At 60.1% G+C, this 15,659-nt stretch carries 18 protein-coding genes and 1 pseudogene; 13 read left to right on the top strand and 6 right to left on the bottom strand.

The genetic code is table 11. The features are described 5' to 3' along the window. Positions 1-59 precede the first annotated feature (59 nt). Positions 60-269, top strand: a complete 210-nt coding sequence (locus tag ACIPZH_RS12600; RefSeq protein ID WP_016488765.1) for a cold-shock protein — start codon at positions 60-62, stop codon at positions 267-269. A 156-nt stretch (positions 270-425) separates the two neighbouring features. Here the strand turns inward: ACIPZH_RS12600 and apbC are convergent, their stop codons facing one another. Continuing rightward, positions 426-1,520: an iron-sulfur cluster carrier protein ApbC gene (apbC, locus tag ACIPZH_RS12595; protein WP_267821432.1), complete on the bottom strand. Its 1,095-nt coding sequence runs from the start codon at positions 1,518-1,520 to the stop codon at positions 426-428. Positions 1,521-1,676: 156 nt separating this feature from the next. On the opposite strand from apbC, the gene metG reads away from it, so the two are divergent. The 7 genes from metG to ACIPZH_RS12560 all read left to right on the top strand — a co-directional run bounded on the left by metG (position 1,677) and on the right by ACIPZH_RS12560 (position 7,384). After that, positions 1,677-3,722: a methionine--tRNA ligase gene (gene metG / locus ACIPZH_RS12590; RefSeq protein WP_400636336.1), complete on the top strand. Its 2,046-nt coding sequence runs from the start codon at positions 1,677-1,679 to the stop codon at positions 3,720-3,722. Positions 3,723-3,815: 93 nt separating this feature from the next. Beyond that, complete coding sequence (locus tag ACIPZH_RS12585) at positions 3,816-4,364, top strand: Rnf-Nqr domain containing protein (RefSeq protein WP_241804883.1); 549 nt, start codon at positions 3,816-3,818, stop codon at positions 4,362-4,364. Beyond that, positions 4,361-5,344, top strand: a complete 984-nt coding sequence (locus tag ACIPZH_RS12580) for an RnfABCDGE type electron transport complex subunit D (protein WP_400636335.1) — start codon at positions 4,361-4,363, stop codon at positions 5,342-5,344. The genes ACIPZH_RS12585 and ACIPZH_RS12580 overlap by 4 nt, the downstream gene beginning before the upstream one ends. After that, complete coding sequence (locus tag ACIPZH_RS12575) at positions 5,341-5,943, top strand: RnfABCDGE type electron transport complex subunit G (RefSeq protein WP_400636334.1); 603 nt, start codon at positions 5,341-5,343, stop codon at positions 5,941-5,943. The genes ACIPZH_RS12580 and ACIPZH_RS12575 overlap by 4 nt, the downstream gene beginning before the upstream one ends. Next, positions 5,936-6,460 carry an Rnf-Nqr domain containing protein gene (locus tag ACIPZH_RS12570; RefSeq protein ID WP_400627814.1) on the top strand — a complete coding sequence of 175 codons (525 nt, stop codon included), beginning with the start codon at positions 5,936-5,938 and terminating at the stop codon, positions 6,458-6,460. Before ACIPZH_RS12575 ends, ACIPZH_RS12570 begins: the two co-directional genes overlap by 8 nt. A gap of 4 nt (positions 6,461-6,464) precedes the next feature. Next, positions 6,465-7,103, top strand: coding sequence for an endonuclease III (gene nth / locus ACIPZH_RS12565; RefSeq protein ID WP_400627812.1), 639 nt, complete (start codon positions 6,465-6,467; stop codon positions 7,101-7,103). A gap of 104 nt (positions 7,104-7,207) precedes the next feature. After that, positions 7,208-7,384, top strand: coding sequence for a PA3496 family putative envelope integrity protein (locus ACIPZH_RS12560; protein WP_241804878.1), 177 nt, complete (start codon positions 7,208-7,210; stop codon positions 7,382-7,384). Positions 7,385-7,430: 46 nt separating this feature from the next. Here ACIPZH_RS12560 and ACIPZH_RS12555 read toward each other — a convergent pair. Next, a pseudogene (locus ACIPZH_RS12555) lies at positions 7,431-8,056 on the bottom strand (response regulator). Positions 8,057-8,420: 364 nt separating this feature from the next. Here ACIPZH_RS12555 and ACIPZH_RS12550 point away from each other — a divergent pair. Then, positions 8,421-8,927, top strand: coding sequence for a hypothetical protein (locus ACIPZH_RS12550; protein WP_400636333.1), 507 nt, complete (start codon positions 8,421-8,423; stop codon positions 8,925-8,927). A gap of 164 nt (positions 8,928-9,091) precedes the next feature. Here ACIPZH_RS12550 and ACIPZH_RS12545 read toward each other — a convergent pair whose 3' ends face one another. Together ACIPZH_RS12545 and ACIPZH_RS12540 are read right to left on the bottom strand one after the other, a co-directional pair. Next, a complete protein-coding gene (locus ACIPZH_RS12545; RefSeq protein ID WP_241804875.1) occupies positions 9,092-10,309 on the bottom strand; it encodes an argininosuccinate synthase in 1,218 nt (405 codons plus the stop codon). A 127-nt stretch (positions 10,310-10,436) separates the two neighbouring features. After that, positions 10,437-11,411, bottom strand: coding sequence for an OmpA family protein (locus tag ACIPZH_RS12540; RefSeq protein WP_241804874.1), 975 nt, complete (start codon positions 11,409-11,411; stop codon positions 10,437-10,439). 130 nt (positions 11,412-11,541) lie between these two features. On the opposite strand from ACIPZH_RS12540, the gene pyrC reads away from it, so the two are divergent. Together pyrC and rnt are read left to right on the top strand one after the other, a co-directional pair. After that, entirely contained in the window at positions 11,542-12,588 is a 1,047-nt protein-coding gene (gene pyrC / locus ACIPZH_RS12535; protein ID WP_267821412.1) for a dihydroorotase, read from the top strand. 59 nt (positions 12,589-12,647) lie between these two features. Next, the gene (gene rnt / locus ACIPZH_RS12530; protein WP_372490474.1) at positions 12,648-13,259 is read left to right on the top strand and encodes a ribonuclease T; all 612 of its coding nucleotides are present in this window, start codon (positions 12,648-12,650) and stop codon (positions 13,257-13,259) included. A gap of 211 nt (positions 13,260-13,470) precedes the next feature. On the opposite strand, the gene ACIPZH_RS12525 is transcribed toward rnt, so the two are convergent. Continuing rightward, on the bottom strand, positions 13,471-14,073 hold the full coding sequence (locus ACIPZH_RS12525; RefSeq protein WP_012273884.1) for a peroxiredoxin: 603 nt from the start codon (positions 14,071-14,073) through the stop codon (positions 13,471-13,473). 213 nt (positions 14,074-14,286) lie between these two features. Here ACIPZH_RS12525 and ACIPZH_RS12520 point away from each other — a divergent pair, with 213 nt between their 5' ends. Together ACIPZH_RS12520 and bfr are read left to right on the top strand one after the other, a co-directional pair. Beyond that, positions 14,287-14,508 (top strand): bacterioferritin-associated ferredoxin, encoded by a 222-nt coding sequence (locus ACIPZH_RS12520; protein WP_039601808.1) that lies wholly within the window; start codon positions 14,287-14,289, stop codon positions 14,506-14,508. Between the two features lie 199 nt (positions 14,509-14,707). Then, positions 14,708-15,181: a bacterioferritin gene (bfr, locus tag ACIPZH_RS12515; protein WP_012313030.1), complete on the top strand. Its 474-nt coding sequence runs from the start codon at positions 14,708-14,710 to the stop codon at positions 15,179-15,181. 57 nt (positions 15,182-15,238) lie between these two features. Here the strand turns inward: bfr and grxD are convergent, their stop codons facing one another. Next, positions 15,239-15,574 carry a Grx4 family monothiol glutaredoxin gene (gene grxD / locus ACIPZH_RS12510; RefSeq protein ID WP_241804870.1) on the bottom strand — a complete coding sequence of 112 codons (336 nt, stop codon included), beginning with the start codon at positions 15,572-15,574 and terminating at the stop codon, positions 15,239-15,241. Positions 15,575-15,659 lie beyond the last annotated feature (85 nt).

The following is a 15,659-nucleotide window of genomic DNA, read 5'->3' as shown; positions in this document are numbered from 1 at the left end:
CTCAGTCCCGGCCAGGGTTTTTCCTGACCGTTATCTACTTTGTCCAAGGAGACAGAAAAATGTCCAACCGTCAATCCGGTACCGTTAAGTGGTTCAACGATGAGAAAGGCTACGGCTTCATCACCCCTCAGTCGGGCGACGATCTGTTCGTACACTTCAAAGCCATCCAAGCTGACGGCTTCAAAACCCTGAAAGAAGGCCAGGCTGTTACTTTCGTCGCTACCCGCGGCCAGAAAGGCATGCAGGCTGAAGAAGTTCAAATCGCCTAAGTCGATTTAGCTTCCTAGCTTTCAAAAGAACCCGCCATCAGGCGGGTTTTTTTATGCCTTGGAAAAAGCGCTGCAGGCCATTGTGACCGCGGGTCAGTGCCGCCAAAGGGCTGCAAGGCAGCCCTGCCAAAACGGCGGCAGCACTGTACCGGGGTATCAATCTTCGCTGATGGTAATGCTCGGCATCGCGGGCGCAGCCGCTTCCTGCAATACGATCCGCGCCCCAACCTGGCGCGCCAGTTCCTGGTAAACCATGGCGATCTGGCTTTGTGGCTCGGCAATCGCAGTCGGCTTGCCGCTGTCGGCCTGCTCACGGATCAGCATCGACAAGGGCAGTGAAGCCAACAGTTCCACCCCATACTGCGCCGCCAGCTTCTCGCCGCCACCTTCACCGAACAGGTGCTCGGCATGGCCGCAATTGGAGCAGATGTGCACCGCCATGTTCTCGACCACGCCCAGCACCGGGATGTTGACCTTGCGGAACATCTCCACGCCTTTCTTCGCATCCAGCAGTGCCAGGTCCTGCGGCGTGGTAACGATCACCGAGCCTGCAACCGGAACCTTCTGCGCCAGCGTCAGCTGGATATCGCCGGTACCCGGCGGCATGTCGATCACCAGGTAATCGAGGTCATCCCAGGCAGTCTGGGTCACCAGTTGCAGCAGCGCACCAGAAACCATCGGGCCACGCCATACCATGGGTGTGTTGTCATCGGTGAGGAACGCCATCGACATGACTTCAACCCCATGCGCCTTGATCGGCACGAACCACTTCTGCTCGCGAATCTGCGGCCGCGTGCCTTCGGCGATACCGAACATCACACCCTGGCTGGGGCCGTAGATATCGGCGTCGAGGATGCCCACTCGTGCCCCTTCGCGGGCCAGGGCCAAGGCCAGGTTGGCGGCGGTGGTCGACTTGCCGACACCGCCCTTGCCCGAGGCCACGGCGACGATGTTCTTGACGTTGGCCATGGCCGGCACCTGGGCCTGAGCCTTGTGCGCGGCGACCACGCAGTCGATCGTTACCTGGGCCGAGCTGACACCGTCAAGGTTCTCGATCGCGGTCTGCAGCACCTGCGCCCAGCCATTTTTGAACAAACCGGCGGCATACCCCAGCTGCAGCTGCACAGCGACCTGCCCGCCCTGGATGTCGATGGCACGCACACAGCCGGCGCTGACCGGGTCCTGGTTCAGATAAGGGTCGGTGTACTGACGAAGCACGCCTTCGACGGCGGCACGGGTGACGGCACTCATGGAGGCTCCCATTGGCATACGATTAGTCGAACAGGCGCCTATCCTAACCCGTCAATCGTCAGCCGTTGCGCCCATGGGGTGAAATATATTCGCCAGCCCTTTATAGTGGCCGATCACCTTCAATTTACCCCGAGCCAGATAAGTAGCCGAGCCACCATGTCCGAGCCACGTCAGATTCTCGTCACCAGCGCCCTGCCCTATGCCAATGGGTCCATCCACCTTGGCCATATGCTCGAGTACATCCAGACGGATATGTGGGTTCGCTTCCAGAAATTGCGCGGCAACCAGTGCATCTATGTCTGTGCCGATGACGCCCACGGTTCGGCCATCATGCTGCGCGCCGAAAAGGAAGGCATCACGCCAGAGCAACTGATTGCCAACGTCCAGGCCGAGCACAGCACCGACTTTGCCGACTTCCTGGTGGATTTCGACAATTTCCACTCCACCCACAGCGAAGAAAACCGCGAACTGTCGAGCCTGATCTACTCGCGCTTGCGCGACGCCGGTCACATTGCCACCCGTTCGGTCACCCAGTACTTCGACCCTGAAAAGGGCATGTTCCTGGCCGACCGCTTCATCAAGGGCACCTGCCCCAAGTGCGCGGCCGAGGATCAGTACGGCGACAACTGTGAAAAATGCGGCGCCACGTACGCCCCGACCGAGCTGAAAAACCCCAAGTCGGCCATCTCCGGGGCCACCCCGGTACTGCGCGACTCGCAGCATTTCTTCTTCAAGCTGCCGGACTTCCAGGCCATGTTGCAGCAGTGGACCCGTAGCGGCACCCTGCAGGATGCGGTGGCCAACAAGCTCGCCGAATGGCTGGATGCCGGCCTGCAGGAATGGGATATCTCGCGTGATGCGCCGTACTTCGGCTTCGAGATCCCCGGCGAGCCTGGCAAATACTTCTATGTCTGGCTGGATGCGCCGATCGGCTACATGGCCAGCTTCAAGAACCTCTGCGCGCGCCGCCCGGAGCTGGATTTCGATGCGTTCTGGAACAAGGACTCCAAGGCCGAGCTGTACCACTTCATCGGCAAGGACATCGTCAACTTCCACGCCCTGTTCTGGCCTGCCATGCTCGAGGGCGCAGGCCTGCGCAAGCCGACAGCGGTCAACGTACACGGCTACCTGACCGTCAACGGCGCGAAGATGTCGAAATCGCGCGGCACCTTCATCAAGGCCCGCACCTACCTGGATCACTTGCAGCCCGAATACCTGCGCTACTACTACGCCGCCAAACTTGGGCGCGGCGTCGACGACCTGGACCTCAACCTTGAGGACTTCGTGCAGAAGGTCAACTCCGACCTGGTCGGCAAGGTGGTCAACATCGCCAGCCGCTGCGCAGGCTTCATCCACAAAGGCAACGACGGCGTGATGGTTGCCGGCGACGCTGCCCCGGAGCTGACCGAGGCCTTCCTGGCTGCTGCCCCGAGCATCGCCGACGCTTATGAAGCCCGCGACTTTGGCCGTGCCATGCGCGAAATCATGGCCCTGGCCGACCGCGCCAATGCATGGATCGCCGACAAAGCGCCCTGGTCGCTGGCCAAGCAGGAAGGCAAGCAGGACGAAGTGCAGGCGATCTGTGCCCAGGGCATCAACCTGTTCCGTCAGCTGGTGATCTTCCTCAAGCCGGTATTGCCGGTGCTGGCCGCCGACGCCGAGGCGTTCCTGAATGTCGCGCCGCTGGCCTGGGACGACCACCCGTCGCGCCTGGAAAACCACACGCTCAACCCGTTCAAACCCCTGATGAGCCGCATAGAACCTGCCAAGGTCGAAGCCATGATTGCCGCCAGCAAGGAAGACCTGCTGGCAGCCGAAGGCCAAGCCCAGGCGCCGGCCGGCAATGGCGAACTGGCCAAGGACCCGCTGTCGGCAGAGATCGAATTCGACACCTTCGCGGCCGTCGACCTGCGCGTGGCGCTGATCGTCAAGGCCGAAGCGGTGCCAGGTGCCGACAAGCTGCTGCAACTGACCCTGGACATCGGTGACGAACGCCGCAACGTGTTCTCGGGTATCAAGTCGGCTTACCCTGACCCATCCCTGCTCGAAGGCCGGCTGACCATGATGGTTGCCAACCTCAAGCCGCGGAAAATGCGCTTTGGCATCTCCGAAGGCATGGTCATGGCAGCGGGCCCTGGCGGTGAAGAAATCTACCTGCTCAGCCCTGACAGTGGCGCAAAACCAGGCCAGCGTATCAAGTAACCTCCCCCAAGCCCCGGTCTCACCGCCGGGGCTTTTTCATCCCCCTTGCGCTTCGCCGGACAGCGCAGGTGATTCACGGCTATCGTCATTTGAATGAACGACTATGTCCTGATGCTGATCAGTGCCGCACTGGTCAGCCACCTGTTTTTGCGACGACAGCCTGCCTCCCGGCTGCGGGTCCATGTATGCGGCCTGGCCTGCGCATTGTCGATCATGTTGGCAGTCACCGGCGGCCAATTACTCGAACACCTGATCGTGGCGCCCTGGCAACTGCAGCACCTGCGTCTGTTCCTGCTGCTGCCCTGGCAGGCACTACTGGCGTGGGGCATCCCCCAGACGCTTGCCAGGCTGCGGCCGCAATGGCCCACACAGGGCCTCGCGTGGCCGCTATTGGGGAATGCCGTGGTGCTGGGCATGGCACTGCAGGTAATAGGTGAACAGCGTGAATGGCAAGCCACGCTGAGCTGGGCTGTTCTGGCCGGGCTCGGCTTCTGGCTGGCCCTGGCGTTGTTTGACGACCTCAATCAGCGCAGCGAACACGCACAGGTGCCAGAGGCACTGCGCGGGCTACCCATCGCGCTGCTTGGCGCAGGTGTGATGGGCATGGCGCTCTCTGGCCTCAACGGGATGTTCACGCAATGAGCCCGACCCTGGCATCCCCTGACCCTCGCCTGCGCCATGCCATGGGCCTGGTCTTGTTGGCCTGTCTGCCTGGCCTGCTGGCTTCGCTCTGGCTACTGGGCTGGGGCCTGCTCTGGAGCCTGGCGCTGTGTGCAATCACCGCTGTTTGCTGCGAGGCGGTAGCGCTTGCGTTGCGCAACCAGCCGGTCACATCGGCGTTGAGTGACGGCAGCGCCCTGGTCACTGCAGTGCTGCTGGCCCTCGCCCTGCCCACCGGGGCGCCGTGGTGGTTGCCGATGCTTGCAGCGGGGATGGCCATAGGCCTGGGCAAGCAAGCGTTCGGCGGGGCCGGCCATAACGTGTTCAACCCGGCGATGGTTGGGTACGCCTTCGTGGTGCTGAGCTTTCCACTGCAGATGAACCACTGGCCAGCGCAAGCACCAGGCTTCAGCGCCAGCCTGCAGCTGGTCTTCGCCAACGGCGAGCAGATCGACGCGTGGGCCGGCCCCACGGCACTCGACGGCCTCAGGCACAACCGCAGCCTGACCATCGATGAGCTGTTTGCCAGCCACCCAGGCTTCGGCAACGTTGGCGGCCATGGCAGCGAATGGGTCAATCTGGCGTTCTTGTTGGGTGGGCTGTTTCTGTTGCAGCGCAAGGTATTCAGTTGGCATGCGCCAGTGGGTTTGCTGGCCGGATTGTCTCTATTCAGCCTGCTGGCCTGGAATGGCTCCGGCTCGGACTCGAACGGCTCACCGCTGCTGCACCTGCTCAGCGGTTCGACCATGCTGGCAGCGTTTTTCATTGCCACGGAACCTGTTTCCGGCCCGAAGACCGAGCTCGCCAGACTGCTGTTCGGGATATGCGCCGGGGCACTGATCTACCTGATCAGGACTTGGGGTAGTTACCCCGATGGTACCGCGTTCGCCATCCTGCTGATGAACCTTGCGGTACCCTCCCTGGACCGCCTGGCCTCAAGGTATCGGCAGGTGAGGCCATGAGGCGACCCGTGCGCAGTGTATTGATACTGCTGGTAGTGGCCGGCCTGGCACTGGCGAGCACGCTGGCCTGGCAGCGCTGGACCCGCGCGCCCATCGCCGAGGCCGAGAAACAATTTTACGCACGCAGGTTCCTCTCGGTGCTGGCACCGCAGAGCTATGACAACCAGCCACTGAGCAACGCGGTGTCACTCCCGGCAGACCAACCGCCGCATAGCCGCATAATGGCCGCCTACCGCGCCGAACGCGGCACGACCCCCGTGGCCGTCGTACTGATTAGCCAGGTCCAGGGTTACGCCGCCCCCATTCGGTTGACCATTGCCATAAGCGCGCAAGGCCGACTGATAGGCACGCAAGTCATCGAACAGCAGGAAAGCCCTGGGCTGGGAGGACGCATCAACGATCCCCAGGTGAACTGGCTGGGGCAGTTCGCCAACCGTCGCCTGGAGGATCGTTGGGCAATCAAGCGTGACCAGGGTGATTTCGACCAACTGGCCGGCGCAACGGTCACTTCGCGTGCGGTGATCCAGGCACAGCAGGATGCCCTGCGCTACTTCGACCAACATCGCGCACGTCTACTCGGAACGCTCAACCATGACTAGGTACTGGCTGCTGGTAGCCGGCCTTGCGCCTGTCCTCGGCGCTACACGTACGCTCCCTCAAGCCGCCGTCATCGGCGCCAGCATGCTGGTGCTTACGGTGCTGCACCAGGCCTTGCTGGCCGTTGTGCGCCCCAGGCTCGAAGGTCGCCTGTACACACTGGCAAGCCTGCTACTGCTAGCGGCCCTCGCCAGCTGCCTGCAGATGGCATTGCGAGCCTGGGCATTACCGCTTGCGCTGGCGATGGGTTACTTCCCGGCGCTGATTTGCCTGCAGTGCCTGGTTACGGACCACCTGTTGGTAGAGAAGGACCGGTGGCGTCAACTTTGCCTACAGATGGTCGGCCTGATGGGCCTGTGCCTGTTGCTCGGCGTTATCCGCCAATGGCTGACCGAGGGGCTGGGCATTGCGTCGGCCAGCCTGGCGCCCGGCGCACTGATACTGCTCGGTGTGCTGCTGGCCTTGTACAATCGTCTACGCCCGGGCCCCGCCCTCTCACGTCGTCAAGGAAAGCGTTGACCCCATGAATGCCGCAAAACGCCTGGAGATCTTTCGCAGGCTGCACGAAGACAATCCCGACCCCAAGACAGAGCTGGCTTACACCACGCCTTTCGAACTACTCGTGGCCGTGACACTGTCGGCACAGTCCACCGATGTCGGGGTCAACAAGGCCACCGCCCGCCTGTTCCCGGTCGCCAATACGCCCCACGCCATCTACGCACTCGGGGTCGAAGGCCTGAGCGAGTACATCAAGACCATCGGGCTGTATAACAGCAAGGCCAGGAATGTGATCGAAGCCTGTCGCTTGCTGATCGAACGGCATGGGGGCGAAGTTCCGCAAAACCGGGAGGCGCTGGAGGCGCTACCCGGTGTTGGCCGCAAGACCGCCAACGTGGTGCTCAATACCGCCTTCCGCCAGCCCACCATGGCGGTCGACACGCATATTTTCAGGGTCAGCAACCGCACCGGTATCGCACCGGGCAAGACCGTACTGGACGTCGAGAAAAAACTGCTCAAGTTCGTGCCCAAGGATTACCTGCTCGATGCCCATCACTGGCTCATCTTGCATGGGCGCTACGTGTGCCAGGCGCGCAAGCCACGCTGCGGCAGTTGCCGGATCGAGGACCTGTGCGAGTTCAAGCAGAAGACGTCTGACGATTGATTCGATAGCGAATTCATGCACGTCCCGATTGAAAAAATCTTTTTTACCAAACTTCGCTTTCTCGCTATAAGGACGGCCAATGGCCCCTTGGCTTGGAGCGACTCATGAGTAACGATAAAGACGAACTGTCGATCGAAGAAGACTTTGCCACCGCTGAAGACGACGCCGAACCTCTGGTTGAAACCGCAAAGACCAACCTGAGCAAGCGTCGTACTATCGACAACCTTCTGGAAGAGCGGCGCCTGCAACGGCAACTCGCCGATTTCGACTACGACCTGTAACCACAGGCGAGAAAGCCTCCTTCAAGGAGGCTGCCTGTACCCAGGGTCACGTCAGGCCATGGCGCCGGGCCAATTCGATCAAGTCCACCAGCGAGTGAGCATTGAGCTTGAGCAGCAGACGGGTCTTGTAGGTACTGACCGTCTTGTTGCTGAGGAACATGCTGTCGGCTATCTCCTTGTTGGACCTGCCCCGCGCCAGTTGCTGCAGCACCATCATCTCCCGCGCCGACAGGCGATCGACCATCTCCGTCTCGCTGCCCCCCCAACCCGGCCGCGCGACTTGTGCAATGCCTGGTTGGGAAAATAGCTGTAACCAGACAGCACAGCCTTGATCGCACTGAGCAGTTCGGTGAGTTCCTGTTGCTTGCACACGTAGCCTGAAGCCCCGGCCTGCATACAACGCATCGAGAAATGCCCGGGGGCCTGCGAGGTAAGCACCAGCACCCGGCTGCCCGGGCTTGCCGAAGCCATGCGGGCAATGACTTCCAGCCCATCGAGCTTGGGAATGCCGATATCCAGTACCACGATATCGGGCAGGTACTCCCGGGTTAGCTGCAAAGCTGCCACGCCGTTGTCGGTTTCCGCGACCACATCGTATCCATGCCGCTCCATCAGCATTCGCACTGCCAAGCGTATGACAGGATGATCATCCACGATAAGGACTTTATTCATGCGATATCCATTCATTCATTATTTGCTTTGACTACACACCACCATAACCGAGCAGCAAGCATTATGGCGCGCCTATTTCCTTCGCAAACACATGAATAGATGAGCCTTACGTCGGTTTAGGAATTTTCCTACAACGCACAACTAATCATCCAATATAAATACCTGTCTAGACGCAAAAGCGCATGACCACTCTGTTAAAACAGAAGTAAAGCCTGCATTACCCAACAATCAAACCCGCCGCAAAACAAAAACCGTTTCAGATATTTCGAAACACCGGGATCCATTTCACTTTCCGGAAACGGTGCATAATTTGGTTGAGCGGCTCGGTAAGGTATTGATTGAAAAAACGCAGGAGGCCACTATCATGGCTGAAAACCAACCCACCGCCCCCATGACGATCATCGCCATCTTTGCAGGCATCATCGAGGCCTCTGCACTGGCGACACTTCCGTTTCTCAGCGAAAAAAGCCAGAGCCTCTATACCTGGTTTCTAGTGGGCTTTCCGTTCTTTCTGACCGGGCTGTTTTTCCTGACGCTGAACTTCAACTATAAATCACTGTACAAACCCGAAAGCACTTCCGCTGACGAGGCAACCAGTGCGCCGCAGCCAACGACGACTGTTTTACCTGTTATCCCCTCCTCGGCCAGTTCCGTGCAGAACGCTCGACAACCCTCACTCGAAGCGGAGCCTGTAACTGTCATGCTGTCAGGCCCTGATGCGCAAAGAATGATCGAGCAACATGTGCTGAGGACGCTTGCACAACCTCACGTCAATTCAGGCACCTGGGTTTACTGCAACCTGGATAAGCAACAATGTTTTCGCGTGTCGGTCTGTGAGTTGCCGGAAAACGCGGCACACCTGAAGAATTGATCGGCCCACGGCCTTGCACGCCAGGTAAAACCTATTCGTGCATACAAAAACCCCGGCCGAGCCAGATGCCTGGCAGTTGAGCGAGAGGGGGCTGCTTTGCAGCCCGATGACGCTAACTGACTGGCATTAGCCCGAAACCGGGGTTCATGCAACAACAATGAGGCTTAGAGCAACGCGCGGCCCTTGTTGGCAGCGATACGCATGCGCAGTGCATTGAGCTTGATGAAGCCCGCAGCATCAGCCTGGTTGTACGCGCCACCATCTTCTTCGAAGGTCGCGATGTTGGCATCGAACAGCGAGTCGTCCGACTTGCGGCCGACCACGGTGACATTGCCTTTGTACAGCTTCAGGCGCACGACACCGTTCACGTTGACCTGCGAAGCGTCGATCATCTGCTGAAGCATCAGACGCTCCGGGCTCCACCAGTAGCCGGTGTAGATCAGGCTGGCGTACTTGGGCATCAGCTCGTCTTTCAGGTGTGCGACTTCGCGGTCGAGGGTGATCGACTCGATGGCACGGTGAGCCTTGAGCATGATGGTGCCGCCCGGGGTCTCGTAGCAGCCGCGCGACTTCATGCCCACGTAACGGTTTTCGACGATGTCCAGACGGCCGATACCGTTGGCACCGCCAATGCGGTTCAGGTCGGCCAGGACAGTGGCCGGGGTCTTCTCGACGCCATCGATGGCGACGATGTCACCATTGCGGTAGGTCAGCTCGAGGTAGGTCGCCTGGTCCGGCGCGTTCTCTGGCGAGACGCTCCAGCGCCACATGTCTTCTTCGTGCTCGGTCCAGGTATCTTCCAGCACACCGCCTTCGTAGGAGATATGCAGCAGGTTGGCATCCATCGAGTACGGGGACTTCTTCTTGCCGTGGCGCTCGATCGGGATGCCGTGCTTCTCGGCGTAGTCCATCAGCTTCTCGCGCGACAGCAGGTCCCACTCACGCCATGGGGCGATGACCTTGACGCCCGGCTTGAGTGCATAGGCCCCCAGCTCGAAACGCACCTGGTCGTTACCTTTGCCGGTAGCGCCGTGGGAAATGGCATCAGCGCCGGTTTCGTTGGCGATTTCGATCAGGCGCTTGGCGATCAGCGGACGGGCGATGGAAGTACCCAGCAGGTACTCGCCTTCGTAGACGGTGTTGGCGCGGAACATCGGGAAGACGAAGTCGCGCACGAATTCTTCGCGCAGGTCGTCGATATAGATCTCTTTGACGCCCATTGCCTGAGCTTTGGCGCGAGCCGGCTCGACTTCTTCGCCCTGACCCAGGTCAGCGGTGAACGTCACCACTTCGCAGTCGTAGGTATCCTGCAGCCACTTGAGAATCACCGAAGTATCAAGGCCGCCGGAATACGCCAGTACGACCTTTTTTACGTCCGCCATGCCATCACTCCACGGGGTTGTACGGAAAGGGGTCGATTCTACCGGCGTTGCGGATAAATTTACAGTGGCGCGACAGCTTCTGACGACAAAGCGACAGGAACTGTCGACGGGGCGACGCCCTGCAGCGTCAGGACGGTTTCGCGGCGGGCGGGGCAGCAGTAGCGCTGGCCGGGGCTGGCGCAGGCGCGGTCGCGGGTGCGGTTGCCGGGGCCGGTTGCAGGGCAGGTTGGGCGGCCGGCTTTTCTACCGGCGCGACACGATCCAGCTCGATATTGACGCGCCGGTTGCGTGCGCGGTTTGCGGCGCTGTTGTTCTTCACCAGGGGGTAACGTTCGCCATGGAAGCGCACGGTGATCTGCTCCTCCGGCACCCCATGGGCTTTGAAGTAATCAGCAACCGCCAGCGCACGGCGCCGCGAGGTATCACGGTTGGTCAAGCGATTACCGCTGTTGTCCGAGTGGCCATTGAGCTCGATATGGTTGACCGTCGGATCGGCCTTCAAATACGCCAGGACCACATCCAGTCGCGCGCGCGCCGCCGCATCCAGGTCGATGCCCCCCCCAGGGAACCCCACCTGCGTCTGGCGCACCTGGTCATAGTTCATTGCCAGCATCTTGCCGGCACAGGCCTGGTAATCACTCCACGCTTTGGCAAAACTGACCGGCAGCACACGCACTTCGATTGGCCGCCCCGCCTCCCCGGCGTAGCTTCGCACCACCGTGCTGCGGCCATCGAGCAGCCCGTTGATCAAGCGGCTGGCCTGGCCTTGGGATGAACTGAACAGCACGCCAGTACGCGCTAGCCGCACCGCCCCCAGGTTGATATCGCCACGGCCCGGCTGCCAGGGAGCCGCAGCCGCCAGCAGCGTAGCGGAACCTGCGCCCAGCACAGTACTGCCGGAGCGCAGCTGGAACACTGGCTGCTCACCGGCCCGGCGCACGAACTCACCACTGCCGAAACCATCGATCGGCTGAATCAGGCGGCACTCGAACTGATCACCCTCGACTTTCCAGGCGATGTTTTCCATGCGGGTCTGGAAGGTCAAAGCGCCGGCCGGCAGGCTGGCGAACAGGGTCAACAGGGCTAGGTAACGCTGGCGCACGGGAGGCTCCACTAATTCTGACGGCTTACAGGCAGGCTATCGGACGCTCGCCGGAAAACTTGATAGCCGTGCTCGGGCGAGGGTTTTCCGGTAGCATTGGGGCCTGAGTTCGACCCGCCTGGAATCCCCAATGTCCGATCGCCTGACCCTCCTGCGTCCCGACGACTGGCACATCCATCTGCGCGATGGTGCCGTCCTGCCCCATACCGTTGGCGATGTGGCGCGTACTTTCGCCCGTGCCATCATCATGCCCAACCTGGTTCCACCGGTACGCAATGCCGACGAAGCCGGGGCCTACCGTGAGCGCATCCTCAATGCCCGCCCGGCCGGCAGCCGCTTCGAGCCGTTGATGGTGCTGTACCTCACCGACCGCACCAGCCCCGAGGACATCCGCGCGGCCAAGGCCAGCGGCATCGTGTACGCCGCCAAGCTGTACCCGGCCGGCGCCACCACCAACTCCGATTCCGGCGTGACCAGCATCGACAATATCTTCCCGGCCATCGAAGCGCTGGCTGAGGTCGGCATGCCGTTGCTGGTGCATGGTGAAGTGACCCGCAGCGAGATCGACGTGTTCGACCGCGAGAAACGCTTCATCGACGAACACATGCGTCGCCTGGTCGAGCGCTTCCCCACGCTGAAAGTGGTGTTCGAGCACATCACCACGGCCGATGCAGCGCAATTCGTCACCGAGGCGCCTGCCAACGTCGGGGCGACCATCACCGCACAGCATCTGTTGTACAACCGCAACCACATGCTGGTCGGCGGCATTCGACCGCACTTCTACTGCCTGCCGATCCTCAAGCGCAACACCCACCAGGTGGCGCTGCTGGACGCGGCTACCAGTGGCAACCCGAAGTTCTTCCTCGGCACTGACTCGGCACCCCACGCCCGCCACGCCAAGGAAGCTGCCTGTGGTTGTGCCGGTTGCTACACCGCCTATGCGGCCATCGAGATGTACGCCGAAGCTTTCGAACAGCGTCATGCGCTGGACAAGCTGGAAGGTTTCGCCAGCCTGCATGGCCCGGCCTTCTATGGCCTGCCAGCGAATACCGACACCATTACCCTGGTCCGTGAAGAATGGACGGCCCCGGACAGCCTGCCGTTTGGCGATCAGACGGTGATCCCGCTGCGCGCCGGTGAAAAACTGCGTTGGCGCCTGCTGGAGGACAACGCGTGAGCGAAGACCTCTACGAAGACGACCAGGACGGGCAAGCCGGCAGCGGCTCGCGCCACCCGATGGCCGAGCGCTTCCGCGGCTATTTGCCAGTAGTGGTGGATGTGGAGACTGGCGGTTTCAACAGCGCCACCGATGCCCTGCTGGAAATCGCTGCGGTAACCATCGGTATGGACGAGAAAGGTTTCCTGTTCCCGGAGCACACCTACTTCTACCGTGTGGAGCCGTTCGAGGGGGCCAATATCGAGGCTGCCGCGCTGGAGTTCACCGGTATCAAGCTGGACCACCCGCTGCGCATGGCGGTGAGCGAAGACAGCGCGCTGACCGACATCTTTCGCGGCGTGCGCAAGGCATTGAAGGCCAATGGCTGCAAGCGGGCGATCCTGGTCGGCCACAACAGCAGCTTCGACCTGGGTTTCCTCAATGCCGCGGTAGCGCGCAACGATCTGAAGCGCAACCCGTTCCACCCGTTCTCCAGCTTCGACACCGCCACCCTGGCTGGCCTGGCGTACGGCCAGACCGTGCTGGCAAGGGCCTGCCAGAGCGCTGACATCGACTTCGACGGCCGTGAGGCGCACTCGGCACGTTACGACACCGAGAAGACCGCCGAACTCTTCTGCGGCATCGTCAACCGCTGGAAAGAGATGGGCGGCTGGCGCGATTTCAACGATTGAGGTGCAGTTGCAAGCTGTAAGCTACAAGCTACAAGAAAAAGCCAAAGCAGTACGCGGATCGCTCTGGCTTTTGCTTGAAGCTTGAAGCTTGAAGCTTGCAGCTTGCAGCTTGCAGCTTGAAGCTTGAAGCTTGCAGCTTGCAGCTTGAAGCTTGCAGCTTGAAGCCAAAAAAAACCGGCCACGAAGGCCGGTTTTTTTTGGCGCTCAGCAATTACAGCTTGCCAGCGTTCTCGCTCAGGTATGCAGCGACGCCTTCTGGCGAAGCGTTCATGCCCTTGTCGCCTTTTTTCCAGTTGGCCGGGCAGACTTCGCCGTGCTCTTCGTGGAATTGCAGGGCATCGACCAGACGCAGCAGCTCGTCCATGTTACGGCCCAGTGGCAGGTCATTGATGATCTGCGAACGGACAACACCGTTGGTATCGATCAGGAAAGCGCCACGGAAAGCCACGCCGCCTTCGGACTCAACGTCGTAGGCCTTGCAGATTTCGTGGGTCATGTCGGCTGCCAGGGTGTACTTGACCTGGCCGATACCGCCATTGTTGACCGGGGTGTTACGCCAGGCATTGTGGGTGAAGTGCGAATCGATCGAAACGCCGATCACTTCAACGTTGCGGGCCTGGAAGTCCGGAATGCGGTTGTCCAGGGCAATCAGCTCGGACGGGCATACGAAGGTGAAGTCCAGTGGGTAGAAGAACACCAGGCCGTACTTGCCCTTGATGGCCGAGGCCAGGTTGAAGCTGTCGACGATTTCGCCATTGCCCAGTACAGCCGGGACGGTGAAGTCGGGGGCTTTTTTGCCAACGAGTACGCTCATTGTAATCTCCAGATGAGGGTGAAGAACCGTTTGCCAGGCCAAGGCGGGCTTGCCCGACATCCAACAAAGGCCGACCATCATACACGGCTTCCGCTGACAGGCCGAATCCAACCGCCGGTCGCTCAAGCACGGCACTTACAGAAAGTGTTTTGACAAGCATTCTCATTACCATTACTCTCCACCCATCGACTCAACCAGCGATGGTCCGACTTTATGTATGTGTGTCTTTGTGTCGGCGTGACCGACGGACAGATCCGCGATGCGATCTATGAAGGATGCTGCAGCTACAAGGACGTCAGAGCCGCGACCAATGTCGCCAGCCAATGTGGCAAATGCGCCTGCCTGGCCAAGCAGGTCGTCCGCGAGACCCTGACCGAGCTTCAGGTGAGCCAGCAAGCCGCCCTGCCCTATCCGGTGGAATTTACCGCCGCCTGATATCGCCCAATTCGAAGAACCGGACCTCGTGTCCGGTTTTTTTATGCCTAAAATTCAATAAGTTAGCGCCCCAACGCGGTTCACAAACATTCTTATTCCTATTAATTTTCACTTATTATTCAAGAACTTAGGTTTGACAGCCCTAAGTATCAGGCTCAAACTTCGCTGTATTGGCACACTTCTAGGGCAGGAACCCGCAATGAAAGGCGACGTAAGCGTCATCCAGCATCTCAACAAGATCCTCGGAAACGAGCTGGTCGCGATCAACCAGTACTTCCTGCACGCACGTATGTACGAAGATTGGGGCCTGAACAAGCTCGGCAAGCATGAGTACAAAGAATCCATCGATGAGATGAAACACGCTGACAAGTTGATCAAGCGTATTCTCTTCCTCGAAGGCATCCCTAACGTTCAGGACCTGGGCAAGCTGCTGATCGGCGAGCACACCAAGGAAATGCTCGAGTGCGACCTGAAGATCGAGCAGAAAGGCCTGATCGATCTCAAAGCCGCCATCGCCCACTGCGAAACCGTCGGTGACTTCGGCTCGCGTGAACTGCTTGAAGACATCCTCGAGTCCGAGGAAGAACACATTGACTGGCTGGAAACTCAATTGAGCCTGATCGACAAGATCACCATCGAGAACTACCTGCAGTCGCAGATGGGCGAAGAATAAATTCCAGCCCCATAAAAAAACCCGCCATGAGCGGGTTTTTTCATGCTTGCCGGAAGATCAGGCTTCAGAAGCCTTGGCCTTGGCAGCGGCGTCCTTGATCAGTGCTTGAAGCTCACCGTTCTCGAACATCTCCAACATGATGTCGCTGCCGCCGACCAGCTCGCCAGCTACCCACAGTTGCGGGAAGGTCGGCCAGTTGGCGTACTTGGGCAGATTGGCGCGGATTTCCGGGTTCTGCAGGATATCCACGTAAGCAAACTTTTCGCCACAACCCATCACAGCTTGCGATGCCTTGGCCGAGAACCCGCACTGCGGGGCATTCGGCGAGCCCTTCATGTAAAGCAGAATGGTGTTGTTGGCAATCTGCTCTTTGATCGTTTCGATGATATCCATGGAACACCTCGTCTGAACTTTCCGACTCGATGGTCGGCACGGTGACGCATTGTATCGGAAACCTGAGCCTTGTGCTCGGCCTTGC

The sequence above is a fragment of the Pseudomonas sp. NPDC089758 genome, from assembly GCF_044748705.1.
GTDB lineage: Bacteria > Pseudomonadota > Gammaproteobacteria > Pseudomonadales > Pseudomonadaceae > Aquipseudomonas > Aquipseudomonas putida_X.
This window is presented reverse-complemented; position numbering and strand designations above follow the sequence as displayed.